Below are 25,075 nucleotides of genomic sequence, written 5' to 3'. Positions count from 1 at the left end.
CTTAGCGGATTTTTGGGCCCGATTTCCGGCCGACCTTCGCGCATTTGGTCGACCGATCCTGAAAGTGTGTCTTCCTCGCTTCAACTTTCAGATGTCGCTTGCCGACGGGGTCGACCGTTGGCTCAAAGCCAACCCGGATTGGGCGGAAAGGCTGCCGCGGCGGTCTGCCGCGGGGATTGCCGATGGCTCTGGTCGTCTGTTTGAGCACATGCAGCATCGCCGGAATCCAGGTCGCCACCTCTTACTTCGGGTCGAACAAGCACGCCGGGCTGGTGATCACGATCGGACGGATCCCACGCAGAAAGGTCGTCATCACCCGGTCCGGGCCGAGAACCTCGTGATTTGTCGGTATGTTGCGCCCGGCAATAGCGTGGCGTTCGGGAAGGTCGGATGGTTCGGCGTGTCGGGCCAGAATTGCGGTTCGAGGGCGATGCCGGCGCCGGGTCCATAGGGTTTGCCGTCGTGGCCGGGAAAAGGCCGCGTATCGAGCGAACCGCCGGCGTGGACCTGTAGGCCGATTTCCGTGCTTTCGACGTCGAGGCTCAGAGAGCTGGTCGACAACTGGCAGACCGGGCGGAGCGGGCCCTGCTCTGTCGCGATGCAGAAATTATGGTCGAGGGCCGGATCCAATTCGCGGGGCCGCCGATAATCGAAAGGCGTTTCGGCAACGGGTGCAACACGACCCGTGGGGATCTGATCGCCATCGACCGGCAGGTAGGTGTCGGCGTGAACGTGCAGGCGATGTGCGCCAAGGTCACCCTGCCCGCTCAGATCCCAGTAGCCGTGGAACGCTGGCGCGAAGGGCGTTGGGGCATCGGTTTGCGCGGTGATTTCGAGCGTCAGGCATCCGCTCTGGTCCAGCGAATACCGGGCGCGGACATCCAAAGTGCCGGGAAATCCGCCTGTGCCGTCAGGGCGGATATACTGCAAGCTCACCGCGTCCGGGGCGACCGCGCTCACGTTCCAGTTCTGTTGGGAAAAGCCCGTTTCGCCGCCGTGAAGCGTGGTTTTACCAGCCTCGTTTCGCTCGAGCGCAAAGGCCCGGTCGTTTAGCATGAAGCGACCGCCTGCGATCCGGTTCGCAACGGGTCCGACGATCGCCCCGAAAAAACGCATGGGGCCGAGATATGCTGTGAGGTCCGGGCTTCCCAGGATCAGAGGATGCGCCACGTCTGCAAGGCGGAAGTCCTGTAGCCGCGCACCCTGTGTGAGCACCACGGCGGTGGCGCCACCTCCCCGGATGGTGACGGCCTCGACCGGGCTGCCGTCAGGCAGGGTGCCGAAGTGTCGGATATCGTCTTCGTCCTGTGCCAGAGGCCCTCTCCCTTCCGTCTCGCCTTCACCGGGGTCGGGCCCGGCAGAGCGATGATCGCCCGTGTCAGCCTGCAGCACTCGCCCGGCGCGTCTGGATGTTCCTGCGCACCAGAGCCGTCACGAAAATGGCCGTGAGGACCAGAACGATCGTCGGGGCGGGCGCGCTATCCAGAAAAAAGCTGAGGTAGACCCCGGCGACCATCGACACCATGCAGGCCACGACCGCCACGATGAGCATTTGGCCGAAACTGCGTGTTAGCAGAAAGGCAATCGCGCCCGGCGCGATCAGCAAGCCAACGGCTAGGATCAGGCCGGTTGCCGAGAGCGTCGCGACGATGGTGAGCGAAAGGGCGATCAGCAACCCGTAGTGCAGGACGCCGACGTGCAGCCCCGAGGCCTTGGCCTGAGCCGGGTCGAACGCGTGCAGCATCAGGTCTTTCCATTTGAACACGAGGCCAAAGGACACGGCGGCGGAAATCAGGCCGGCGGTCAACAGGTCGTCCGGTCCGACGCCGAGCATGTTTCCGAACAGGATGTGGTCCAGATGGACGTTGGTGTTGATCGAAATGTAGAGAACGATTCCAAGCGCGAACATGCCCGAGAAGACCACCCCCATGACTGTATCCTGCTTCACCCGGCTGTTCTCGGCGAGATAGCCGGTGGCGACGGCCGTGAACATGCCGGCGGCGAATGCGCCGAAGATCAGCGGGATACCGAGGATATACGCAAGCACGATTCCGGGCAGCACAGCGTGGCTGACCGCGTCGCCCATCAGCGCCCAGCCTTTCAGGACAAGGAAACAGGACAGGAGCGCCGTCGGCACTGACACGATCACCGAAATCCAGAAGGCGTTCATCATGAACGGGAATTGAAACGGAAGGAGAAGCGCGTCGATCAAGCGGCCTCTCCTTCGGAAATCGCCCGCGCTGCCTTGCGCCGCGCCGCGAGGAACCCGTGTTTCGGTGCGAGCAGGAATGTCGCGAGGAAGATGAGGGTCTGAAGGAGAACGATCACGCCCCCCGTGGCCCCGTCGAGGAAATAGCTGATGTAGGCGCCCAGGAAACTCGTCACCGCACCGATGGCGATGGAGGTGACGATCAACCGCTCGAAACGGTCACACAGAAGGTAGGCGGTCGCGCCGGGTGTCACCACCATCGCGATCACGAGAAACGCTCCGACCGTCTGCATCGCAGCGACCACCGAAGCCGAGAGGAGAACGAAGAAAACGCCCTTGAGAAGCCCCGGATTGAGGCCGATGGACCTTGCATGGTTTTCATCGAAGAACGTGACCATCAGGTCCTTCCAAAGCACCCCCAGAACGGCGAAGGAAACGAAGCCGATGATGGCGAGCTGCAACGTGTCGCCCGGCGTAATGGCGAGGATATTGCCCATGGTGATCGTCTGAATCGACACCGACATCGGGTTCACGGAAACCATGAACAGTCCAAGTCCGAAAAAGCTCGTGAAGATGATCCCGATGATGACGTCGGCCTTCAGTCCGGACCGGTCCGACAGGAACAACATCGCCGCCGCCGCAAGACCGCCCGACAGGAATGCGCCAAGTGCGAAGGGAAGACCCAGGATATAAGCCCCCGCCACACCGGGCACCACCGAATGCGAGAGCGCGTCGCCGATGAGCGACCAGCCTTTCAGCATCAGATAGGACGACAGAAAGGCGCAGACCGCTCCGACCAGCGCCGAGACCCACATCGCGTTCGTCATGTAGCCGTAGGAAAAGGGCTCCAGCAGGACGCTCACGACTTGTCCTCCCTGACCCGCGTTTCCTCGCCGTACTGCACGAAAGGACGCTCGTCGTCGGTGAAGATCGAGATGTGCCGCGCGTCGTCGTCGTCGTGAAGATCGGCCCCGCCCAGCGTGAAGTGACGCAACACGCCTCCAAATGCCATTTCAAGGTTTTCGCGGGTGAACGTCGTTTCGGTCGGTCCGTGGGCGAGCACGGTGCCTTTGACCAGGATCGTGCGATCACAGAATTCCGGCACCGTCCCCAGGTTATGGGTCGATACGAGCATCACGCGGCCTTCGTCCCGCATCTCGCGCAGAAGCAGGATGATCTGCTCCTCGGTCTTGACGTCGACTCCGGTGAAGGGTTCGTCCAGCAGGATGACCTGGCCTTCTTGTGCAAGCGCACGTGCGAGGAAGACGCGTTTCTTCTGCCCACCCGAAAGCTCGCCGATCTGACGGTGGCGGAAGTCCTGCATGTTCACGCGTGCGAGCGCGGCATCCACCGCTTCGCGATCCGTTTTCGACGGGCGGCGCAAGAGCCCCATGTGGCCGTAACGCCCCATCATCACGACGTCCTCGACCAGCACCGGGAACGACCAGTCGACCTCTTCCGATTGCGGGACATAGGCGACGAGGTTCTGCTTCAACGCATCGCGCACGCTTTGGCCCAGGAGGCGGATTTCACCGGACGCGACGGGCAGGAACCCCATGATCGCCTTGAACAATGTCGACTTGCCCGCGCCATTCACGCCGACCAGCGCGGTCACGGTGCCGCGCGGAATCCCGAAACTCGCATGTCGCAGCGCGGTATGGCCGTTCCGGTACGTCACGGTGACGTCCTGCGCCATGATGCCGTCCATCGGCGGTTCCGTCGTCGAAGAGATCGTGTTGGCTCGGGACAGTTGGCTGTCTGGCTTCATCTTGTATCTTCCTGACCGAAAGAACGGTCGGTTCCTGTCGGACGGCCTACCCGGTTCCTGGCACGGCCGACCGCGTCAATAATCATGAGTTGCGGTCAATTCATGGCCTTTTGCAAGCCTCGCGCAACGGTCTCGGAGGTCACGCGCAGCAGATCGAGATAGGTCGGCACGGGCCCATCCGCTTCCGACAGGCTGTCGACATAAAGAACCCCCCCAAAGTCCGCTCCGGTTTCGCGAGCGACCTGTTCGGCGGGTGCCGTGTTCACAGTGCTTTCGCAGAACACCACGGGGATATCATTGTCGCGGACGCCGTCGATCACCGCGCGAACCTGTTTCGGTGTGCCCATCTGGTCGGCGTTCATCGGCCAGAGGTAGAGTTCCTTCAAACCGAAGTCCCGCGCGAGATAGCTGAACGCGCCTTCGCAGGTCACGAGCCACCGCTGCGCCTCGGGGATCGCGGCGATCTGGTCGCGCAGCGGTTCGATCGTATCGCGCAGTTCCTTTGCATAGGCATCCGCGTTGGCCGCATAGACGTCGGCATTTTCCGGGTCATGTTCCGCGAACGCCGCTTCGATGTTGTCGATATAGACGAGCGCATTCTCAAGCCCAATCCAGGCATGGGGGTTCGGCTTTCCTTCGTAAGCGCCGGTTGCGATCGGGATCGGATCGACCCCTTCGGACAATACGACCGAGGGAACGTCGCTCAGATTGCCGAGGAACTGCTCGAACCAAAGCTCGAGGTTCATGCCGTTCCACAGGATGAGGTCGGCCCCCTGCGCACCGACAAGATCGCGTGGCGTGGGTTCGTAGCCGTGGATCTCGGCACCGGGTTTGGTGACGGACACGACCTCGGCCGCCTCCCCCGCGACGTTCTGCGCCATGTCGGCAAGAACGGTGAAGGTCGTGACCACTTTCATCTTGTCCTGCGCAAAGAGCGGCCCAGCGCCCACTATCAAGGCGGCTGCCATAAACGTCTTTCCGAACGCGGCGCGTTTCATGGTCTTGGCTCCTTTTCTGGCTCGAGCGATCGACGTCGCATGCCAGTTGCAAATCATTCGCAACTAGAGTTACCAGATTCGCGCCTTGATGCAAGTGCAATTCATTTGCAATAATGCGTGAAGGGCCTTCACCGTGGAGAACAGGACCGCCATGAGCGATGTGGGAGCGTCGAACCTGACCGAAAGGTGCCGGCTTGCGGGGCTACGGATCACCGGGCCACGGAAAGCCATTCTCAAGGTGCTCGAAGACTCGAGCGACCATCCGGACGTGGAAGAACTGCACCGCCGGGTGAAGCGGGTGCACCCGGGCATTAATATCGCGACAGTATATCGCACGCTGAACGTGCTCAGCGAACACGACCTGATCGAGCGCCACAGTTTTGACGATGGCCGCACCCGGTATGAAACGATCCCCGAGGAGCATCATGACCATTTCATCGACATCGACACGGGCGAAGTTGTTGAATTCGTGTCCGAAGAAATCGAAGCCATGCAGGAAGAAATCGCGCGTCGGCACGGCTTCGAGATCGTGAGCCACCGGCTCGATATATTCGTGCGTCGCCGCGACCCGTGAGCTTGACCCCCTAGGAAATTCGATTATTCTGACCGGGCTGCTTTGCCATAAATACCCACCCTGCGCCGGGCCGGACTGACCGTTCCTGCGCATTTTCCGTGTGCGGGAGATACGATGGCAGACGACACCATGTCGGGGCGGCAGCAGCCCGGCCGCGACGAAGTCGACCTTTCGCAGGCAATCGGCGCGATCTGGTCGGACCGCATCCTGATCCTTGCTTTCATCGCCTTCGCCGGCCTCGTCGGCGGCGTCTACGCTTTCCATTTTTCCGTTGCGAAATACAGCGCGACCGCGCGGATCGTGCTGGATGTCAGGTCGAATGACGTGATCGACCTTGAAAGCGCCATTTCCGGTGTGTCCACCGATGTTGCGGCGATCAATACAGAGATCGAGATGATCCGCTCGCGTGAATTGACGGAACAACTGGTGGACCGTCTCGGGCTTGTCGAAGATCCCGAGTTCAACGTTTACCTGTCCGAGCGCCCAGGTTTCAGTCCGGTCGACTGGCTGCAAGGTGTCCTCAGGCGTGGGGGCGAAAAGCCCCTTCCCCCGCTTGATATACAGCGCGCGCGCACGATCGCCGGTGTTCAGGGTGCGCTCACGGCGACGGCTCCGAAAGACACATATATATTCAATATTTCCTTCACGACGACCGACCGCCGGAAATCGCAAATCATGGCGAACACGCTCGCCGAAATATACGTCCAGAACCAGATCGACATAAAGATTGCCGCCACCGAAACTGCAGTCGACTGGCTATCGAACCGCGTGACGGAACTGGATGCCCAGATCGAAGCGAAAACCGATCGGATCGAGGAAATCCGTGCCGATGGCGGTTTGATCACGCGGGACACGGTCGACGCGCTCGTGCGTCAGACCACGACGATGGCCGAGCGATTTGAAGGCTTCGACGAGCAACTCGAGCGGATCCAGTCGCGATTGCAACAAGTCGATATTGCGGAAAAGATGGGCGACCCGGTGGCGGCGGCGGACCTGCTCGACGATGGCGGCTTGATTGCGATTGCGAGCCGGGAAAACATCTCGGATCAATCGCGGGAACGCCAGACCCGGCACCGGCTCGCGACCCTTCGCGATGCGGAAACCGCGCGCATGGCCCAGATCATGCGGCAACGCTCCGCCGTCGAGCAAAGCCTTGCCGACCTGCGCCTGTCCCTTGCCCGCCAGAACGCTCGGTTCGACGAACTGTCCCGGCTGGTGCGGGATGTCGAAGCGACGACGAACCTCTATGGCCTGTTCCTGTCGCGGCTGAAGGAATTGTCGCTCCAGATCGGCATCCAGCAGTCGGATGCACGGGTCATGTCGCGGGCGTCGACTTCGCGAAAAACCGAGCCGCAGGAGGCGAGAACCATCGCCTTTTCGGTCATTCTGGGTCTGATGGGCGGGGTTGGCGTCGTACTTTTGCGGGAGTTCGGCCTGTCGGTGTTCCGCACCGGCGCAGAGCTTGAAGCCGCGTTCGACCATCCGTCGCTTGGCAGCGTCCCGAAACTTCCGCGGAAGTCCCCTGCCCAGGTCATCGACCATTTCGTGCAGGATAGCGTGTCGCCCGCGTCGGAGTCGGTGCGGAACCTGCGCACCTCCCTCATGATGTCGAGTATCGACAAGCCACCTCAGGTCATCATGTCCACCTCCGCCCTTCCCGGCGAAGGCAAGACGATCCATTCCGTCGCGCTCGCAATCAGCTTCGCGCGCGTCGGGCGCAGGGTGTTGCTGATCGAAGCGGACCTTCGGCGCCGGGCGATACAGGAATACTTCGGCCTGTCCCCGGAGGTCGGGTTCGGGGCGCTTGTGGCGGGGGATGTCTCCCGCACAGACGTGATCGTTCATGATGAGACGTTGGGCGTCGATCTGCTTCTGAGCGGGAACAGCACCGCGAATGCCGCCGACCTCTTCTCGTCCCGGCGGTTCCGTCATCTGCTGTCCGATCTGAGGAAGGATTACGACATCATCCTCCTGGATGCTCCCCCTGTCCTGCTCGTCCCGGATGCGCGGATCATCGGGCAGCAGAGCGATGCGATCTTGTTCTCCGTCCGGGCGGGCACCACGCGACGCCCCCAAGTGGCCGCAGGCTTGCGTGAATTAACCACCGTCGGGTTGGAACCGACCGGCTTCGTGCTTTCACAAGTCGAAAGCGCCAAGCGCCGATACGGGCGCTATGAGGGCTACGGCAACCATGCTTTCGCCGGCAAGGGGTATTACGGCGATGCCCGGAGCAGGACGTGAAACTGGGTATCATCGGGGTCCAGAACGTCGCCATCGCCTATATCGCGATCTGGGCGACCTCGCCTTTCCTGCAATATGGCGATGCCTACCGCGCGCTTGTCCTGCTGGCAGCGGGTCTTTGGGGCTGTCTCGAGGTCGCCCGCCCCTGCAACGTGTTCGAGCGCCCGACCTGGCCCGTTATCCTGTCTCTGTTCTACATTCTCTACACAGGCGCGATCCTGTTCCTGTTCGATGGCATGCATGCCGTCACGGGCGCGTTGCAGAGCTTCATCCTGCTGTTCTTTCTGGTCATCCACCAAAGCCGACGCGACAGGCTGCAAAGCCTGGTGCCGGTGTTCTGGGCGATCCTTCTCACCATGCCGATCTGGCACATCACCACACTGTCCGTCATCCTTGGGGAAAACGCACGCGCGGCCAGGATCGGCGTGCGTAGCGGGGTCGAAGCGCAGGCACTCGCCGCGCTGGGTGTCGGAGGCTACGCGCTGGTTTACGGCACCTTGTTGATGCTGCCTGCACTCGCGGCGCTGGCGATGAAGGCAAGGCGCGTTTCAAACGAAGGCCTGCCCCGATCCCTGCGCCGGTTGCCCGCCGTTCCCGTGTCGCTGATTTGCGCGAATGTGGCGTCGGGGATCGCCTTGGTCCTGTGGTCGGGTTTTTCGATCGCAGCCGTGACGCTCATCTTCGCGATGATCCCGATCCTGTTCCTGCGCGACGATCACCCGATGCGACTGGCGGTTTTCTTCTTCGCTTCCGTGCTGGTCGCATTCTTCGCGAACACGCTGCTTCAAAGCGGTCTCCAGGCCCTCTTGCCACTGGCCGAGGGCACCAATTACGCCACCAAGATAGCCGATGTGCTCCTGTCGCTCCGACTGGACGAAAACATCGGGACGGTTTCGGAACGCATGGAACGCTACACGCGCAGTATCGGGTTGTTCCTCGAACATCCGATCCTCGGCACGCTGACCCATCGCGACGTCGGAAAGCATTCCGAAATCCTCGATACCTTCGCCCAGTTCGGACTGCTCACGGGGGCGATTGCGAGTTATCTTTTCTTCGTGGTTCCCGTGCGGGCAATCCGCCGTAGCCGCGCTGGATTCTCCGCCACTTTCGCGACCCTCATCGTCGTCACGATGACATTTCTCTTCAACAACGCCTTTGCTGCGGCTGGCGTCGCTCTGTTCATCGTCTTTCCGGTCGCGACCCTGCTGCTCGAAACCGCAGCGCAGGGCGTCGGCACGCGGCAGGGAGTTCCCGCCCATGCGTGACACGATCCTCCTCTGCGGCGGCTTCGAGCTCGACCGGAACGGGGCTTCGGCCCTTCGGGCCCTGTCCATCGCAAAGCTGTATGAGAGGATCGGATACCGGGTGGTGGTTCTGGGGAAGTTCGACACGGCACCGGGAACTCGCGCCAATGGCGGTCACGAGCGTTTGCTTCAGGGGGTCACGTGCCGTGATATCCGCCAACCCTGCCCCGGGCGAACGCCTCGCTTCTATCCCGTCTCTGCCGAAGCCATCGACGATGTGGCGCGGACGACCGGCACACATCGCGTCAGGGCGATACAATTCTACAATTACCCGGCACGTGGACTTGTGGCTGGCCTGCACCTGTGCCGCCGCATTGGCGCGGCGCCCATTCTGGACTGCACCGAGTGGCCAAGGTGGGAAGGCCGCAGATTCCGACGCAATCTCTATCGGCGGGCGGGTATCGAAACGCGTATGCGGGCTCTGACCCGGGTCGCGGGTAACGTCATCTGCGCGTCCGACTGGTTTCGTGGCCGGCTACCCCGGCAACACACGATCCGCCTGCCCTTCGTGCTCGACACCGCGCGCCCGGAATGGATGAAGGCGCCGCTTCCCACTCGCTTCGACGCGCCCGCGCGGTTCATCTACTCGGGTTCACCGGGCGTCGGGATGGCGAAGGATCGGCTCCCGCTCATCATCGACGCGCTCGACAGTTTGGCCTCGGAAAACCTTGCGTTCCAATGCGACATTCTCGGGATCACGCGCGACGAATACCTGCGGGACGCTCCGCAGCATCGCCGCGCTATCGAACGGCTGGCGGGCGAAGTCAGGTTTCATGGGCGGGTCTCACATGCGACGTCGCTCGACATGTTGCGTCGCGCGGATTTTTCGGTGTTTTTCCGAAAGCCCGACCGGGTCGCACACACAGGTTTTGCGACCAAATTCGTGGAGGCCCACACGCTTGGCATCCCCGTGGTGACGAACGCGACAAGCGACATTCCACGCTACCTGACAGATGGCAAAAACGGGTTTCTCGCGCCCGGTATCGCGCCGGACCAGATCGCGGGCGCCTTGCGGGATGCCGTAACGCTGTCTCCGACCGGACGGCAGGAGATGCGCCGGGTCTGTCTTGCACAAAACGCGTTCGAAATGGACCTCTGGCAGCGCGACGCGTCCCGTTTCCTTGACGGATTGCGAGGTCTCGCATGACCGACCGGAAAGCCCGCGTGCTCTGGACATCGAATATCGACCTGCCGGCGGCGACCGCGTCCCTCGGTCTGAAAAGCCAGCCCTTCGGCGGCTGGTTGTCACTCATGACCGAACGGCTCGCGCAGACAGGGCGGTTTCACATCGGCGTCGCCATGCGGTCCGAAAGCGCGGAGTTTGCCCATGTCGAGGTCGGGGGCATCGATTATTATGCCCTGCCCCGGACCCGCACCGACCGTTTCGACGTGGCACAATCGGACTGCGCGCGCGTGCTGAGGGACTTCTCGCCCGACATTCTGCATGTAGAAGGCGGCGAGATGCGTCATGCCCTGAGGTTCTTGGAAACCTGGCAGGGTCCACGCCTCCTGTCGATGCAGGGTGTTGTGAATGGCTATGCCCCGTATGAGTTGGGGCGCCTCCCCATCCTCAGGATGCTCTCGCCTGCAAGACCGCGCATCATGGCCACCGCGACCGCGCTTCTTGCGCAAGAACGCTTCCGATTTCGTCCACGGCTGGCCTTCGAACGGGCCACGATGCAGGCCGCTACGGATATCATGGGGCGCACGCTTTGGGACCGGGCCCAAGCACATGCCCTGGCCCCTCATGCGAGATACCATCATGGCGGGCGCATCCTCAGAAGCGGCTTCTATGGCACGTCCTGGAAGGGCGCGACGTGCGAGAAACACAGCCTTTTCGTCGGCAACGGTGCCGCGCCCCGAAAAGGCGCGCATGTGGCCCTCGCCGCGCTCGCCATCCTGAAGCGCAGCTTTCCCGACGTGCATCTCTACATCGCCGGGGAAGATCCCGACACGCTTTCCAAACGGTCGCTGAAACGATGGGTGGGCTACCCTGTCTACCTTCGCCACCTGATCGATACCCTCGACCTCGAGGACAACGTAACGTTCACCGGCATCCTGAACGAAACCAAGATGATCGAACGCATGGCATCGAGCCATGTCGCGGTGATGTCCTCTCTGATCGAGAACAGCCCAAACACGCTTGGCGAGGCGATGATACTGGGCGTGCCGGTCGTATCGGCTTTCGCCGGGGGCGCGCCTTCGATGGCACGAGACGAACGTGAAGCTCTGTTCTACCGCCCGGACGACCCGGCGATGCTCGCGTTCCAGGTGCGTCGCATTTTCCAGGATGAGGCGCTCGCGCGGAGCCTGTCCGAGAAGGCGCGTCTGCGCGCGGGGGAAACACACGATCCGGACCGAAATCTCGCCGCGCTGATCTCGGTCTACGACCAAATTCTTTCGCGAGGTTCCCGGTGACCGCCCCTGTCCCACCCGTCGTCGTGTTCGGCTATGACCGCCCCGCGCATCTGCAGCGAACGCTACGTTGCCTCGCAGCGACGGACGGCGCCCGTGAAACGCCGCTGTATCTCTTCTGCGACGGACCCAAGGCGGGAACCGACCCCGTGCGCCTCGACGCGGTGCGATATGTCGCAAGCGACCCAGGTTGGGCGCGATCTTTCGCTTTTGTCGAGTTGTTCTGCGCGCAGGCCAACAAGGGGCTCGCAAGTTCGATCATAGACGGCGTGACCACAGTGCTAGAGCGACATGAGCGGGTGATTGTGCTGGAGGACGACCTGCTCGTATCGCCCGATTTCCTGACGTACATGAATGCAGCACTCGCGGCCTATGCGGACAGGCCATCGGTCGGGTCGGTGACCGGGTTCTGCCCGCTCCCTGCCCTGCCTGCACATTATGCACATGGGGTCATGGCGGTGCCGCGCAATTGCAGCCACGGCTGGGGCACATGGCGCGATCGGTGGGACCGCGTTACATGGGACACTGCGATTTCGCGCAGGGTCTGGCAGGATCGGAACCTGCGTCGGCGGCTGAACAGTGCCGGTGACGACAGGCTGTCGCGGCTTCGGCGGCAGGCTCTTGGCGAGATCGATTCGTGGTCGATCCGCTTCGGGGCCTGGCAGGTCGCAGAAGGGCTCGATACGATCTATCCCCGAGACAACCGGGTACTCAACCTGGGCTTCGACGGGACGGGTGTGCATTGCGGTGAGGGCGCGCCGATCAATGATGTACTGGCAACCGACCCGACCCTCCCGGACTTCGACCTGGTTGCCCCGGACCCCGCGATCCTCCGCGCGTTTCGCAAGGCCTATTCTGGGCCATACCATCGGCGCATCGCCCGGAAACTGCGCCTTGCCTTTGTGCCTGACCCGACATGACCAAGCGCCTGCTTTTTCATTACCCTGTCTTGAACATGGGAGGGGCCGAGAGGTCTTCTCTTCGCATGATGCGAAGGTTGGCGGATCGTGGCTGGAAGATCACGCTGGTTCTCACGACGGGCGGCGGCGCACTCGAACCGTTGGTAGACCCGCGGGTGAGAATCGTTCGCCTCCGCCCTTATGCGGCGGGTGCGACATTCAAAGCCGCGCGTGGCTTGCGCGACACTCTGGCGGCGCTGCCGGACCTCGTGGCATACGGCATCGCGCGGATCATCGGCGGCCTGCGGGCGACATTGCTCTGGCGGCACAGATTCACCGCTGCCGTCACGCTTCTGCAAGGTGCAGATACGCGCCTGATCTTCAGGACACGTTCGGAACGGCGATTTCACTGGATACGAAACGATCTGGCGCATCTCGACGACAAGCGTCGGATTGTGGACCGGATCGCGCGGGCCGATGCCGGACTGGACGGATACATCTGCGTCTCCCGCGCGGCGCGCGACTCGCTCGTCGCGTCACTCCCCTGCACGGCGGACAAGGCGCATGTGGTCCATAATCTGGTCGATGCGTCAGACATGCGGGAACAATCGCAGCGCGAGGGCGATCCGTTTCCCGACCGCCGGGGCGAAGAGCATCGCATCGTGACGGTCTGCCGATTGTCCGACACCGCAAAAGCGCTTTTTCGACTCGCCGACATATGCGCCGCGCTTCGCGACGAGGGGCATGTGTTCAGGTGGTTTGTTCTCGGAGACGGACCTGACAAAGAACGCTTGCGCGCACGGATCGAGGCGCTGGACCTCAAGGACATCCTGATCCTGCCCGGCCGCACCCAAAACCCGTTTCCGTGGTATATGCATGCCGATCTCGTCGCGATGGTGTCCTATTTCGAGGGGCTATCGGGCGTCATCAACGAAGCCAAGATCATCGGCGCACCAGTTCTTGCCACGCGGGTGTCCGGCGTGGACGAGCAGTTGATCCACGGCGTGTCAGGCTGGATCGTCGACAATACCCGTGACGCCATCTTCGAAGGGTTGGAGCGCCTGTTGGCCGACCCCGACACCCTGGCCAAGCTACGCACCGTCGGCCTCGCGCCCGCCATTCTGGATGACGAGGCGAAGCTGGATGCGCTCGAAGCGCTGTTTCTCGGCACGAGCGGGAAGGCGGTGACATGAGCCAGAGAACGACAGGAACGTTGTTGGCCTACGCGCTTATCGTCGTACGCATCGTGGTGACCCTGTTCTACACGCCCATTCTCGTCGGCGAATTGGGACAAGCCGCCTACGGGCTTTTTGCGCTCGTCGGTGCGCTTGCGGCCTATCTTTACGTGCTGGACTTCGGGATTAACGACAGCGTCCTGCGGTTCTTCGTCGCCCACGGTGACAGGCGAGATGTCCGCGACGCATTTCTCGCGCGCATGCTCGTTCTCTACCTCGGGATCGCCGGGCTTGTCGCGCTGGCGCTTGGCGGAATGGTCGCGTTGATCGGACCGGTGTTCGCGCGGTCCATCGCGCCCGATCAGATCGAAACCCTGCGGATCATGATGGTCCTGACCGGCATCGGCGCGGTCGCACTCGTCGCGGGCAATCCGGTGGCGGCCCTTTTGTCGGCGAGCGAAAGGTTCGTATTCCTGCGCGGGCTTGAAATGGCGGGGGTGATCGGCGCGGCGCTCCTGAACACCTGGTTCCTGTTCCAGGGTTTCGGCGCAGTTGCGGTCGTTGCCGTCTTGACGTCGACCATGCTTCTGCAAGTCCTCGCCCGCGTGGTCTATGCAGTGGTGGTGCTCGGCGTGCGTCCGGGCAGCCCCCGCCCTGACCGTGCCGAACTCGGGCGCGTTGCCCGATATGCCGCTCCCATCTTCGTGTCGATGCTGGCGGAGGTCGTGTTCTGGCGATTGGATGCCGCGATCATCGCGGCGTTGATCGGTGCTGCACCTGTTGCGATTTATGCGATCGGCGTCACCTTCAAGACCTATTTCATGAGCTTCGCCACGGCGATGTCACGCGCCATAACGCCAGAGATCGTCCGTAGGGTCGATGCCGGCGCGGGGGCGGCCGAAATCACCGACCTGATGGTGCGCATTTCGCGGCTTCAGGCGTTGGTCCTGTTCCTGATCCTCGGGGCATTGATCGTCTTCGGCCTGAGGTTCATCACACTCTGGCTCGGCCCGGGATACGAGCAATCCTACATCGTCATGTTGCTGGTCCTGGGCCCCTACGCTCTCGAACTCACCGGTAACGCACGCAACATCGTGCTTCAGGTGAGCGGTCTCTACTGGCGTAAATCCGCGATCACCATCGCGATGGCTCTTTTGAACGTCCCGCTCACGATCCTGCTGATCGGTCCCTTCGGTGTCATCGGCGCGGCGGCGAGCACGAGTGTCGCGATCCTCGTGAATTACCTTCTGATCGCGCGGCTTTTGCAATCGGCCCTCGGCCTCGACATGGCGCGGTACTGGCGCGGGACGGCGCAGGGAATACTGCCGGTGTTCATCGCGGCGACGCTGGCATTCCAGCTGCTCGAACCGCTCATTCCGGAAGGATGGTTCTGGCTTGTGGTCGGGTGTCTGATCTACACGCTTGCCTATGCAACCGCGGCGTGGCGTTTCGCCATGAACGATCAGGAACGTGGTCGGTTGATTGCCTTGACGCGCCTTTTTCACCGAACGGCCGCGCGATGACGCAGCAGCGCCCGTGGATCGCCTATGTCGGACCGGTCGCTTTCCCGGAGGGTGGTGCGGCTGCTCGACGTATCCTCGGCAATGCGAAGGCAATCGTGGCGGCGGGTTGGGATGTGACCATCGTGTCAGGGCACCGGCCCGGCCCGGAAGGCGCGGCTTTCGACGTGGCGCACGGGATAAGCTGCGTCCGACTGAACGAGCGTGACGCCGAACACCTGCCAACGGCGCTCCGGTATGGCCGGTATCTCACGATGGGCGCGCGCAGCCGGGCGTGGGTATCGCAGCAGTCCACGCCGCCGGCGGCGATCATTCTCTATTCGGGCTATTCGCCCTACCTTCTCCAATTCACCGACTGGGCCCGGCGTCGCGGCATCCCCATCATCTTCGACGCGGTGGAATGGTACACGGCCCCATCTGCCATCGGGTTCGCGACATCGCCTTACCTGTGGAACGTTGAGCTCGCCATGCGCGTCCTCATTCCACGGTGTGATGGGGTCATTGCGATCAGTTCGGCGCTCGAACGCTATTACGCCCGCCGCAGTCTGGCCACCTGCCGCATACCGCCGCTGATCGACGTGAGCGAGACGCCCGAGGGGGCACCGGGCACGTGCGACGGACCGCTCAAGCTTGTCTATGCCGGGCAACCGGGCCGAAAGGATCTTATCGACGCGGTGATCAAAGCCGTGGTGGCCGTGGATGGCGGGTGCAGGCGGCTGCATCTCGACATTGTCGGGATGACACCCGAGGACCTGAAGCACCGACCGGCGCTCAGACAGTACGCAAATTCACTCCCAGATTGTATCGCCGCCCACGGCATCTTACCGCATTCCGACGCGGTGGAGTTCGTGGCCCGGGCAGATTTCACGGTATTTATGCGTGAGATCAACCGCGTCTCGACGAACGGGTTTTCAACCAAATTCGTCGAAAGCCTGAGCTTTGGGACTCCAGTCATCACGAACTTCTCCGGCGATCTTTCCCATTATTTACAACACCATGAGACAGGCTTGATTTGCGCCTCACCATCGGAAGAGGCCTTGGCGGCGGTCTTGCAAGACGCGCTTTCGATCCCAAGCGCCGCGCTCGGCCAGATGCGAAAAGCCGCACGCGCCGAGGCCAAACGGTCCTTTGATTATCAATCACAGGTTGCAACCCTGCGTTGTTTCATTGATACCATGGTGGCGGGAAAATGATGGAACATACGCATGAAAGTGCTCGTCACCGGCGGGGCCGGATTCATAGGGTCGAACATCTGCGCCGCTCTCTTGGAGCATGGCGCGGACGTCACCGTTCTGGATAACTTCAGTTCGGGGTGGCGGGCCAATCTGGAACGTCTTTCCGGCATCCGTGTCGAGCGGGGCGACGTGCGCGATACAGAGGCCGTCACGAAGGCGATGGATGGTTGCGACACGGTTTTTCACCTGGCGGCCTCGGTCGGCAACAAGAGGTCCATCGACCATCCGCATGTCGACACGGCGATCAATGTGCAAGGCACGCTGAACATTCTCATGGCCGCACGGGATCAATGCGTCGAAAAGCTGGTCGTTTCGTCTTCGGCGGGTATCTACGGAGAGCTGAAAACCCTCCCGATCCGTGAAGATCACCCGCTCGCTCCTCTCACACCTTACGGCGTATCCAAGCTCTACACCGAGAAGATGTCGCTCGCCTTTGCACGGACCTACGGGATGGAAGCGATCTGCCTGCGCTATTTCAATGTCTACGGCCCGAACCAGCGGTTCGACGCATATGGCAACGTCATTCCGATTTTCGCGTTTCGGGCTCTTGCCGGGGACCCGATCGTCATTTTCGGCGACGGCCAACAGACGCGCGACTTCGTTCATGTCGACGACGTGGTGCAAGCGAACATCAAGGCCGCGACGAACCGGGGCGTCTCGGGGGCCTTTAACATCGCGAGCGCGACGCAGGTGACCATCCGCGACCTAGCCCATGCGGTGAATTCCCACGTCGACAGACCTGTCGCGATCGAACACGCGGGGGTGCGCCGTGGCGATGTCGCGCACAGCCGCGCCGACATCACATCCGCGCAACAGGCCTTCGGCTACGTGCCGGAAACTGAACTGACGCCGGGTCTCGCCGGCTACATGGCGTGGGCGCGGGAGGAAGCAGACAGGGCTGCAAACGCGACGATGTCGGAGAAAGACCTCCAAACGGCGGAGCCCTGGCATGCTGAGTGACGTGACCCTGATGATTACCGGCGGGACGGGCAGTTTCGGCAACGCGGTGCTGCGTCGGTTCCTCGACACGAACGTGCGCGAAGTGCGCATCTTCTCGCGCGACGAGAAGAAACAGGACGACATGCGCAAACGCTATCAGCATGAGAAGCTGAAATTCGTCATCGGGGATGTGCGTGATCGCGAAAGCCTGACGGACGCGATGCACGATGTGGACTACGTCTTCCACGCCGCCGCTTTGAAACAAGTGCCGTCGTGCGAGTTCTTCCCCCTCGAAGCGGTCAACACCAACGTCCAAGGCACCGCCAACGCCATCGACGCGGCGCATCGGACCGGGGTGCGCAAGATGATCTGCCTGTCCACCGACAAGGCGGTCTATCCGATCAACGCGATGGGGACATCCAAGGCGATGATGGAAAAAGTCGTGACCGCGAAGGCCCGCACCATCGACCCGGACCGCATGACGCTCTGCGCCACGCGTTACGGCAACGTCATGGCGTCGCGCGGGTCGGTCATTCCGCTTTTCGTCCGCCAGATCATGAACGGCGAACCGATCACCATTACCGACCCGAACATGACCCGTTACATGATGACGCTCGATCATGCCGTGGACCTTGTTCTGTTCGGCTACCAGAATGGCAATACCGGCGACATTTTCGTGCAGAAGGCCCCGGCGGCGACGATCACCGTGCTCGCACAGGCGCTTCTGGAACTTTTCGAGAAGCCCGACCACGAGATCAAGATACTCGGCACACGCCACGGCGAGAAGAAGCACGAAACACTCCTGTCGCGCGAAGAACTGGCCAAGGCGATCGACCTCGGTGAATATTACCGTGTGCCTGCGGACATGCGGGATCTTAACTATGGGAAATACGTCGAGAAAGGCGAGGAGCACATCAGCGAAGCAGAGGATTACAATTCATCGAATACGCGGCAGCTCGATGTTGCCGGGATGAAGGAGCTATTGCTCGAGCTGCCGTTCATTCGCGGCACGATTGCGGGCGAGGCGCCTGACCCCGATGTCTGACCTGAATGTCCTCGTCACCGGCGCAAACGGCTTTATCGGTCGCAACCTTGCGCTGCGCTTGTCTGAAACCGGCGCCACGGTTCTGCCGGTCACGCGCGCCACGGCAGATGAGGAGTTGGTCGAATTGATCGCACGGGCGGATGCGGTCGTACATTTCGCAGGGGCGAACCGGCCCGAGAACGACGAGGAATTCACGCAGGTGAACGACGCTTTCACCGCACGTCTCTGCGCTCTGCTCACGCAACGCGGCGCGCCCGTCCCGCTGATCGGGGCCTCGACCATCCAGGTCGAACGCGACACTCCCTATGGCAGGAGCAAGAAGGCCGCGGAAGCGCATCTTGCCGCCTATGGCGCGGCCACGGGCGCGCCCGTGTCGATTTGCCGGCTGGTCAATGTCTTCGGCAAATGGTGCCGACCGAATTACAATTCGGTCGTCGCGACGTTCTGCCACAACATCGCGCGGGATCTGCCGATCGAAGTGAACGACGCCGATGCGCAGGTCAGGCTCGTGCATGTGGATGATGTGACCGACGGCTGGCTCGATTGGCTGGCCGACCCTGCCCCCGGCGTGAACGTGACGAGCGCTGCGCCGGAATACCGGATCACCCTGGGCGAATTGGAGCATCGACTGCGCGGTTACCGACAGATCCGCGACACGCATACGGTCGACGAGACCGGCACAGGGCTGGGGCGCGCGCTTTACGCGACCTACGTCAGCTACCTCCCGACAGAGGCCTTTACTTATCCTCTGACCCGCCATGGCGACGAACGCGGCGTCTTCGCCGAGATGCTCCGCACCGAAAATACGGGACAATTCTCATTCTTCACCGCAGGACCGGGGATCACGCGGGGTGGCCATTATCACCACGCAAAAACCGAAAAGTTCCTTGTTCTCAAGGGCCATGCGCGGTTCAGGTTCAAACACATGGATACCGGCGAAACGTACGACATCGAGACGCGCGGCGAGGAAAGCCTCGTGGTCGAGACCGTTCCGGGCTGGACCCACGACATCACGAATATCGGCGAGGACGAGTTGATCTGCATGCTCTGGGCGAACGAGGTGTTCGACCGCGACCGGCCAGACACGGTCGCCTGCCCGCTGAGCGATTGAGGAGATGCAGGTGAAGAAACTGAAAGTCGCCACGATCGTCGGCACCCGGCCCGAGTTGATCCGCCTGTCTCGGGTCATGGCGGCGCTCGACCGGCATTGCGATCACCTGATCGTCCATACCGGCCAGAATTACGATTACGAACTGAACGGCGTTTTCTTCGAGGATCTCGGCCTGCGTCAGCCTGACGTGTTTCTCGAAGCCGCCGGTGAAACGGCGGCGGAAACCATCGGCAATGTCATCGCCGCCTCGGCCCGTGTGCTCGACGAGCACCGCCCGGACGCGGTGCTTGTTCTGGGCGACACGAACTCCTGTCTCGCGGTGATTTCGGCCAAGCGGCTCAAAATTCCGACGTTCCACATGGAAGCCGGGAACCGTTGTTTCGACATGCGCGTGCCGGAAGAGATCAACCGTCGCATCGTGGATCACACCGCCGACATCAACCTGCCCTACAGCCAGATCGCCCGCGACTACCTCGTCGCCGAGGGGCTGGACCCGCAGCGCGTGATCGTCACCGGCAGCCCGATGCGCGAAGTGTTGGGCGCGTATGCCGACCGCATCGCATCCTCCGATGTCCACGACAGTCTCGGCCTCGAGAAGCAAGGCTATTTCGTGGTCAGCGCCCATCGGGAGGAAAACATCGAGAACCCGAAGCAATTCGCAGGGCTGGTCGAGATACTCAACATGCTCCCGACCGACTACGACATGCCGGTGATCCTTTCGAGCCATCCTCGCACGCGAAAGAAGATTGAAGCCAGCGGCGTCAAGCTGGACGACCGCGTCAGGCAGATGAAGCCATTCGGGTTCACCGAATACAACGCATTGCAGGTCAACGCGCGGGCGGTGCTGTCCGACAGCGGGACGATCACGGAAGAAAGTTCGATCCTGAATTTCCCTGCTCTCAATATCCGTGAGACACACGAACGCCCCGAGGGCATGGAAGAAGGCGCGGTGATGATGGTTGGAATGAACCCGGAACGCGTGGCGCAGGGGCTTTCCATTCTTGCCAGTCAGGGCCGCGGCGAAGACAGGCAGCTTCACCTCGTGCAGGACTACAGCGCCGTCAATGTTTCGGAAAAAATCGTCCGTATCATTCACAGCTACACCGATTTCGTGAACCGCGTCGTCTGGCACCGCTGAGGGTTGCCGCGAAGCGATACCACCGACATCTTCGCAACTGCATTGGATCGGCACCGTCGGATCGGGTTATGATGAAACGCCCGGACCACGGGAATCGCGGGTCCGGTATCGGCGCTTCCCCTCACCAACCCGAACGACAGGACAGGCACGACATGCGACCCGGACCAAGGAACTCGATCACGGATATTGCCGGACTGATGGTCGGCAACGCATCGGACGCCACCTTGAAGTCCGGCGCAACCGTGCTGATCGGCACATCGCCGTTCGTGGCCGGCGTGCATGTCATGGGTGGCGCGCCAGGAACGCGGGAAACCGACCTTCTTGCCCCCGACAAGACCGTGCAGGAAGTCGACGCGCTCGTGCTCTCCGGCGGCTCGGCCTTCGGCCTCGACGCCGCGTCCGGCGTTGCCGATGCGCTGCGCGAGCAGGGGCGCGGCTTTCAGGTCGGCGCCCAGCGGGTTCCGATCGTGCCGGGTGCGATCCTGTTCGACCTCATCAACGGCGGCGACAAATCCTGGGCGGACAATCCCTACAAGGCGCTGGGCCGGCGGGCGCTCGATGCAGCGACCGAGGATGTCGCACTCGGCAGCGTCGGGGCCGGCACTGGTGCGCTGACCGCAGAGTTGAAAGGCGGGCTCGGATCGGCCTCGCTCGTTCTGGACAATGGCGTGAGCGTCGGCGCGCTCGTCGCGGTAAACCCGGTGGGGAGCGTAACCGGGCCGAAAGGTGAATTCTGGGCCACCCCATGGGAGTTCGATGGCGAGTTCGGCAATCGCGGCCCGGTAACAGGTTTCGATCCCGGCGAAGTGCCGGTGACAAAACTCACCCAACGAACTGCCACCACCATCGCCATCGTCGCAACGGACGCTGTGCTGACCCAGGCACAGGCGACGCGTGTCGCCACCGCCGCGCATGACGGCATGGCCCGCGCGATCGTCCCCAGCCATACGCCTCATGACGGTGATCTCGTCTTCGCTGCCGCCACAGGTGCGCGCCGCCTCGATGCGCCGGACATCGACCTCATGCTGATCGGTCATGCCGCGGCCACCTGCCTTGCGCGAGCCATCGCGCGGGGCGTATATCACGCCACGGCCGCGCCGGGTGATCTTCTTCCCCCCTGGTCCGACCGTTTCGGAGCGGATTGACAGCGTCGGGCCGCCCGGCGACGATCCGGACCAACCAAGGGAGAGAGACATGAAATCCATGGCCGTCCTGACCGCCAGCCTCGCACTCGCCGCCGCACCTGTCTTCGCGGACGACGTGACCGACACCATGTCCAGCGCGCTTCAGGCCTATGAAGAAGGCGACATCGACTATGCGATCGAAGAGCTGGAATATGCAAAATCGCTGCTGACCGCGATGAAATCGAACGCGCTGTCCAGCTTTCTGCCGGTCGCGCCCGAGGGCTACACCCGCGAAATCCAGAACAATTCCAGCAATGTGATGGGGTTCATCGGTGGCGGCACACATGCCGAAGCCGAATATACGAATGGCACCGATACGTTCACAGTGATGATGGTCGCCGACAATCCCATGATCGCCGCGACCGGCGCGATGATTTCCAACGCGGCCATGTTGGGCATGAAAATCGAACGCGTCGGGCGGCAGAAATTCATAAATGACGACGGCACGCTGACCGCGCTCGTAGATAACCGGATCATGGTGCAGGCCGAGGGCGCCGAGGTGGGCGTCCTCTTGATGATCCTGTCCACGATCGACTACGCGAGCCTTCAGACCTTCGGCGGATAGGAACCTGGCCGCTCGGCCAGTCGTTTCATCTACGGCCCGACATAGTGCATCCACCCAAAATGAGAGACTGCCATGCCCCGTGATCACACCGACCTCCTGTCGCTCCTGAACGACCCCTCTTTGCTCGCGACCCAGGCTTTCGTCGCGGGCGCGTGGATCGACGCCGATGATGGCCGCACCTTCGAGGTCAGCAATCCGTCGCGCGGGGATGTCATCTGCACCGTGCCGGACCTGGGCCGCGCCGAAACCGCGCGCGCCATCGCGGCGGCGGCAGACGCACAGAAAGGCTGGCAGCAGAAAACGGCCAAAGACCGCGCGAACATCCTGCGCAAATGGTTCAACCTGATGATGGAGAACCAGGACGACCTCGGCACGATCCTGTCCGCCGAAATGGGCAAGGCGCTGACCGAAGCGAAGGGCGAAATCGCCTACGGTGCGTCCTTCGTCGAATGGTTCGCCGAAGAAGGCAAACGGGTATATGGCGAGACGATCCCGGGCCACCAGCCCGACAAGCGGCTCATGGTGATCCGGCAGCCCGTTGGCGTCGTCGGGTCGATCACGCCGTGGAACTTCCCCAACGCCATGATTGCACGCAAGGCGGGTCCCGCTCTGGCGGCCGGTTGCGGCTTCGTGGCGAAACCGGCGGGCGAGACGCCTCTGTCCGCGCTCGCCATGGCCGTGCTGGCCGAGCGCGCCGGACTGCCCAAGGGGCTCTTCTCGGTCGTGACGTCGTCGTCTTCTTCCGAGATCGGCAAGGAATTCTGCGAAAACCCGACGGTGCGCAAGCTGACCTTCACGGGCTCGACCGAAGTAGGTCGCATCCTTCTGCGGCAAGCGGCGGACCAGGTGATGAAATGTTCAATGGAACTTGGCGGTAACGCGCCCTTCATCGTGTTCGACGACGCCGATATCGACGCCGCCGTGCAGGGCGCCATCGCGTGCAAATTCCGCAACAATGGCCAGACCTGCGTCTGTGCCAACCGCATTTACGTGCAGGACGGCATCTATGACGCCTTCGCAGAGGCTTTCGCAAAGGCAGTCAGCGCGTTGAAGGTGGGAGACGGGCTGGACCCGGACACCGACCTCGGTCCCCTGGTGTCGCAAGGCGCGATCGAAAAGGTGCGTGAGCATCAGAAGGACGCGACCGACAAGGGGGGCGAAGTCATCCTCGGTGGCGCGCCTCTCGATCTCGGCCCGCTTTTCTATCAACCGACCATCGTGAAGAACGCGACGCAGGACATGGCCTGCGCTACCGAAGAAACCTTCGGCCCCTTCGCGCCGCTGTTCAGGTTCACCGACGAGGACGACGTGATCGCAAAGGCGAACGACACGATATTCGGCCTCGCATCCTACTTCTACGCCCGCGATCTGAGCCGGGTCTACAAAGTGGCGGAAGCGCTCGAATACGGGATCGTCGGCGTGAACACCGGCATCATCTCGACCGAGGTCGCACCGTTCGGCGGGGTGAAGCAATCGGGCCTTGGGCGAGAAGGCTCCCGCCACGGGATCGACGATTTTCTCGAGATGAAATACATCTGCCTGTCGGTCTGACGGCGGACCGATCCCCTTCATCGTTTCAGAAATACTTCGGGGGTGGTGAACGGCCCTGGCCGTTCACCTGCGGGGGCTGGCCCCCGTGCGCGGCAATAGCCGCGCTCATCAGTTCAGCGCGCGACCCGAATTGGCCCGGAATACCCGGCGGTCCTCGGCCTGAAAGGCACGTTCCGCTTTCATGCCCTCGATGATCGCCTCGTAAACGTCGGTGTAGACACCCCACCACGCCTTGGCGATCCGGGGGTGATCCATGTCCGGCAGAAACTCGATCAACGTGTCGAGAAAGACCGCGCCGAAGATCGGGAACTGTTCCTCCCGAACGCCGGCTTTCGCGTGGAGGCGACCGAACTCCGCCATCTCGACCGTCATGTTCCGTCCGGCGTCCATGCCTTTCAGAACCATCGAGATAACCGAGAACAGCATGGTGTTCTGACGCCGCGGGTCGTGCACGAACAACTCCCGCACCTGTGGCATCTGGTGAAACAATTTCGCGTAGAACCGATCCGCAAACTGATGCCTGATCGGAAAAAGCGCTTCCATGCAGGTGCTGACCACCGCTGCGTTCACATTGATATCGTGCATAGCCTCTCACCTCCAATCCACGGTGAACGGCGTAGCCCCGCAATCCCTTACAAAGCGTTGTCCCGGCCGGGCCATTTGGCTCCAATTTTCGAAAAACCGGACAGAAGAAAGGCGCGGATGGAGGCCATCCGCGCCGCGTTTTCGGGCTCTCGCCGGGATCAGGCTTCGATGGCCTTGGCTTCAAGATCGTCCGACTTGGCGATCTCGATCCGGCGCGGTTTCAGCGCCTCGGGCACTTCGCGCACGAGGTCGACGTGGAGCATCCCGTTCTCATGCACCGCCCCCGTCACGCGAACGTGGTCGGCGAGCGCGAAACGACGCTCGAAGGCGCGCGTGGCGATGCCGCGATGAAGGTAGGTGCGCGCCTCGTCCTCGTCGGCTTTGCGGGCCGAAATGTGAAGCGTCTGCTCTTTCACCTCGACATCGAGTTCTTCGTCGGTGAATCCGGCCACGGCGACAGAAATGCGCCAGCCATCTTCGCCGGTCTTCTCGATGTTGTAGGGGGGGTAGGTTTCGCGGCCCGTTTCATGGGTCATCACGCGGTCCATGAGATCGGCGATCTGGTCGAAACCAACGGTTGCCCGGTACAGGGGCGTCATATCGAAGTTACGCATGGGTC

At 62.2% G+C, this 25,075-nt stretch carries 23 protein-coding genes; 16 read left to right on the top strand and 7 right to left on the bottom strand.

What is annotated here, in order from left to right; translation table 11 throughout:
* Window positions 1-312: 312 nt before the first annotated feature.
* The 5 genes from KJP28_RS03430 to KJP28_RS03410 form a co-directional block, all read right to left on the bottom strand.
* Window positions 313-1,392: an aldose epimerase family protein gene (locus KJP28_RS03430; RefSeq protein WP_336245289.1), complete on the bottom strand. Its 1,080-nt coding sequence runs from the start codon at window positions 1,390-1,392 to the stop codon at window positions 313-315.
* A complete protein-coding gene (locus KJP28_RS03425; protein ID WP_255552164.1) occupies window positions 1,379-2,212 on the bottom strand; it encodes a metal ABC transporter permease in 834 nt (277 codons plus the stop codon). The genes KJP28_RS03430 and KJP28_RS03425 overlap by 14 nt, the downstream gene beginning before the upstream one ends.
* Window positions 2,209-3,072 carry a metal ABC transporter permease gene (locus tag KJP28_RS03420; protein ID WP_218390823.1) on the bottom strand — a complete coding sequence of 288 codons (864 nt, stop codon included), beginning with the start codon at window positions 3,070-3,072 and terminating at the stop codon, window positions 2,209-2,211. Before KJP28_RS03420 ends, KJP28_RS03425 begins: the two co-directional genes overlap by 4 nt.
* A complete protein-coding gene (locus tag KJP28_RS03415; protein ID WP_218391681.1) occupies window positions 3,069-3,917 on the bottom strand; it encodes a manganese/iron ABC transporter ATP-binding protein in 849 nt (282 codons plus the stop codon). Before KJP28_RS03415 ends, KJP28_RS03420 begins: the two co-directional genes overlap by 4 nt.
* Before the next feature lie 155 nt (window positions 3,918-4,072).
* On the bottom strand, window positions 4,073-4,945 hold the full coding sequence (locus KJP28_RS03410) for a metal ABC transporter substrate-binding protein (protein WP_255552222.1): 873 nt from the start codon (window positions 4,943-4,945) through the stop codon (window positions 4,073-4,075).
* A 181-nt stretch (window positions 4,946-5,126) separates the two neighbouring features.
* On the opposite strand from KJP28_RS03410, the gene KJP28_RS03405 reads away from it, so the two are divergent.
* The 16 genes from KJP28_RS03405 to KJP28_RS03330 all read left to right on the top strand — a co-directional run bounded on the left by KJP28_RS03405 (window position 5,127) and on the right by KJP28_RS03330 (window position 23,871).
* A complete protein-coding gene (locus KJP28_RS03405) occupies window positions 5,127-5,549 on the top strand; it encodes a Fur family transcriptional regulator (RefSeq protein ID WP_218390821.1) in 423 nt (140 codons plus the stop codon).
* Between the two features lie 114 nt (window positions 5,550-5,663).
* Window positions 5,664-7,790, top strand: a complete 2,127-nt coding sequence (locus tag KJP28_RS03400; protein ID WP_218390820.1) for a GumC family protein — start codon at window positions 5,664-5,666, stop codon at window positions 7,788-7,790.
* Window positions 7,787-9,055: a hypothetical protein gene (locus tag KJP28_RS03395; protein ID WP_218390819.1), complete on the top strand. Its 1,269-nt coding sequence runs from the start codon at window positions 7,787-7,789 to the stop codon at window positions 9,053-9,055. Before KJP28_RS03400 ends, KJP28_RS03395 begins: the two co-directional genes overlap by 4 nt.
* Window positions 9,048-10,241: a glycosyltransferase family 4 protein gene (locus KJP28_RS03390; RefSeq protein WP_218390818.1), complete on the top strand. Its 1,194-nt coding sequence runs from the start codon at window positions 9,048-9,050 to the stop codon at window positions 10,239-10,241. The genes KJP28_RS03395 and KJP28_RS03390 overlap by 8 nt, the downstream gene beginning before the upstream one ends.
* Complete coding sequence (locus KJP28_RS03385; RefSeq protein ID WP_218390817.1) at window positions 10,238-11,512, top strand: glycosyltransferase family 4 protein; 1,275 nt, start codon at window positions 10,238-10,240, stop codon at window positions 11,510-11,512. Before KJP28_RS03390 ends, KJP28_RS03385 begins: the two co-directional genes overlap by 4 nt.
* Window positions 11,509-12,429 (top strand): glycosyltransferase family protein, encoded by a 921-nt coding sequence (locus KJP28_RS03380; protein WP_218390816.1) that lies wholly within the window; start codon window positions 11,509-11,511, stop codon window positions 12,427-12,429. Before KJP28_RS03385 ends, KJP28_RS03380 begins: the two co-directional genes overlap by 4 nt.
* Window positions 12,426-13,601 carry a glycosyltransferase gene (locus KJP28_RS03375; RefSeq protein ID WP_336245288.1) on the top strand — a complete coding sequence of 392 codons (1,176 nt, stop codon included), beginning with the start codon at window positions 12,426-12,428 and terminating at the stop codon, window positions 13,599-13,601. The genes KJP28_RS03380 and KJP28_RS03375 overlap by 4 nt, the downstream gene beginning before the upstream one ends.
* Window positions 13,598-15,106, top strand: coding sequence for a lipopolysaccharide biosynthesis protein (locus KJP28_RS03370; RefSeq protein ID WP_218390814.1), 1,509 nt, complete (start codon window positions 13,598-13,600; stop codon window positions 15,104-15,106). The genes KJP28_RS03375 and KJP28_RS03370 overlap by 4 nt, the downstream gene beginning before the upstream one ends.
* Window positions 15,103-16,296, top strand: a complete 1,194-nt coding sequence (locus KJP28_RS03365; RefSeq protein WP_255552163.1) for a glycosyltransferase — start codon at window positions 15,103-15,105, stop codon at window positions 16,294-16,296. The genes KJP28_RS03370 and KJP28_RS03365 overlap by 4 nt, the downstream gene beginning before the upstream one ends.
* 12 nt (window positions 16,297-16,308) lie before the next feature.
* Window positions 16,309-17,298, top strand: a complete 990-nt coding sequence (locus KJP28_RS03360) for an NAD-dependent epimerase/dehydratase family protein (protein WP_218390812.1) — start codon at window positions 16,309-16,311, stop codon at window positions 17,296-17,298.
* A complete protein-coding gene (locus KJP28_RS03355) occupies window positions 17,288-18,322 on the top strand; it encodes a polysaccharide biosynthesis protein (RefSeq protein WP_218390811.1) in 1,035 nt (344 codons plus the stop codon). Before KJP28_RS03360 ends, KJP28_RS03355 begins: the two co-directional genes overlap by 11 nt.
* Window positions 18,315-19,433 carry a UDP-2-acetamido-2,6-beta-L-arabino-hexul-4-ose reductase gene (wbjC, locus tag KJP28_RS03350; protein WP_218390810.1) on the top strand — a complete coding sequence of 373 codons (1,119 nt, stop codon included), beginning with the start codon at window positions 18,315-18,317 and terminating at the stop codon, window positions 19,431-19,433. The genes KJP28_RS03355 and wbjC overlap by 8 nt, the downstream gene beginning before the upstream one ends.
* 10 nt (window positions 19,434-19,443) lie before the next feature.
* Window positions 19,444-20,571 (top strand): non-hydrolyzing UDP-N-acetylglucosamine 2-epimerase, encoded by a 1,128-nt coding sequence (gene wecB / locus KJP28_RS03345; protein ID WP_218390809.1) that lies wholly within the window; start codon window positions 19,444-19,446, stop codon window positions 20,569-20,571.
* Window positions 20,572-20,723: 152 nt separating this feature from the next.
* Window positions 20,724-21,716 (top strand): P1 family peptidase, encoded by a 993-nt coding sequence (locus tag KJP28_RS03340; protein WP_218390808.1) that lies wholly within the window; start codon window positions 20,724-20,726, stop codon window positions 21,714-21,716.
* Between the two features lie 49 nt (window positions 21,717-21,765).
* On the top strand, window positions 21,766-22,320 hold the full coding sequence (locus tag KJP28_RS03335) for a hypothetical protein (RefSeq protein ID WP_218390807.1): 555 nt from the start codon (window positions 21,766-21,768) through the stop codon (window positions 22,318-22,320).
* A gap of 72 nt (window positions 22,321-22,392) precedes the next feature.
* Window positions 22,393-23,871 (top strand): NAD-dependent succinate-semialdehyde dehydrogenase, encoded by a 1,479-nt coding sequence (locus KJP28_RS03330; protein WP_218390806.1) that lies wholly within the window; start codon window positions 22,393-22,395, stop codon window positions 23,869-23,871.
* 108 nt (window positions 23,872-23,979) lie between these two features.
* Here the strand turns inward: KJP28_RS03330 and KJP28_RS03325 are convergent, their stop codons facing one another.
* Window positions 23,980-24,456: a globin domain-containing protein gene (locus tag KJP28_RS03325; protein ID WP_218390805.1), complete on the bottom strand. Its 477-nt coding sequence runs from the start codon at window positions 24,454-24,456 to the stop codon at window positions 23,980-23,982.
* A 158-nt stretch (window positions 24,457-24,614) separates the two neighbouring features.
* Window positions 24,615-25,070, bottom strand: coding sequence for an Hsp20 family protein (locus KJP28_RS03320; RefSeq protein WP_218390804.1), 456 nt, complete (start codon window positions 25,068-25,070; stop codon window positions 24,615-24,617).
* Window positions 25,071-25,075: the final 5 nt, after the last annotated feature.

The sequence above is a fragment of the Maritimibacter dapengensis genome, assembly GCF_019218265.1.
GTDB lineage: Bacteria > Pseudomonadota > Alphaproteobacteria > Rhodobacterales > Rhodobacteraceae > Maritimibacter > Maritimibacter dapengensis.
This window is presented reverse-complemented; position numbering and strand designations above follow the sequence as displayed.